The organism is Halalkalibaculum sp. DA384, from assembly GCF_043951955.1.
Lineage (GTDB): Bacteria > Bacteroidota > Rhodothermia > Balneolales > Balneolaceae > JAMQKA01.
Genome location: NZ_JBINJE010000098.1, coordinates 1 through 1,004 on the forward strand (window position 1 = coordinate 1; position 1,004 = coordinate 1,004).

General features: G+C 48.3%; 1 protein-coding gene. It reads left to right on the top strand.

Features of this window, described 5'->3' with window-relative positions; genetic code table 11:
- Window positions 1–292 precede the first annotated feature (292 nt).
- Complete coding sequence (locus tag ACG2E4_RS18420) at window positions 293–835, top strand: adenine phosphoribosyltransferase (RefSeq protein WP_395277505.1); 543 nt, start codon at window positions 293–295, stop codon at window positions 833–835.
- Window positions 836–1,004: the final 169 nt, after the last annotated feature.

A 1,004-nucleotide genomic window follows, 5' to 3' on the forward strand; every position in this document is an offset into this window, starting at 1 on the left:
TGACGCTATTGCAGTACATCAATTGGCAAAACGATGAACCCATTAATCGCATTAAACATGCATTGGCTGCTTAAGGTTAACCCCTAAACGCGTTAGGTTAATACGGTCGGTGGTACAACAACCTCCCAACAAAATAGAGGGTTTTGCAAAGGTCCCAGTTAACTTGATTTAAGAAGCAGGACGGGGATCCTGTTCAGCACGGACTTGCAGTGGAAATATCAAGCAAAAATTTGCTTCCCATTCCGGTTATTAGCTATAATCAGAGCCCCAATAATAGTAAAAAAATAGCCGAATGGAATCTGTAAACAGAAGTATTCTGCAGCTGCTCGAGTCTGAAATCCGCAATATCCCCGACTTTCCCAGGCCAGGTATCGCCTTTAAAGATATTACGCCCCTTCTCAAAAACCCCGATACCCTCGAGTTGACCTCCCGGATGCTGGCCCGCCCGTTCCGGCATTCCCAGGTCGATTATGTGATCGGTATTGAGTCAAGGGGATTTCTCTTCGGAACCAACCTGGCCCAGGATCTCCATGCAGGATTTATTCCGGTTCGAAAGCCGGGCAAACTACCCGCCGACACCGTTTCTGAAACCTACGCCCTTGAATATGGGGAAGACCAGGTGGAGATGCACGCAGATGCATTCAAAAATGGAGACAAGGTAATTATCCACGATGACCTGATTGCTACGGGGGGATCGGCCCGCGCGGCTACACAGCTGGTGGAAAAACTGGGGGGTGACGTAATCGGATACTCCTTCATCATAGAGCTGCAGGCACTGAGGGGACGCGAGCAGCTGCCGTCCGATACTCCCTGCGAGGTGCTTATCAGTCTCTAGCCCGGATTTCTCACGAGTATGTTGGATAAAATCATGTAACTTCATGGATGACCATAACTTATTCCATTTTTTATTGCCAAATCATCATTACAGTCTGTAACAGGCTGCGAAATGGGCCTTTCAGCTGCGTTGAAGGACAAATCACCTGCTCAACGTACCAACGTACGTC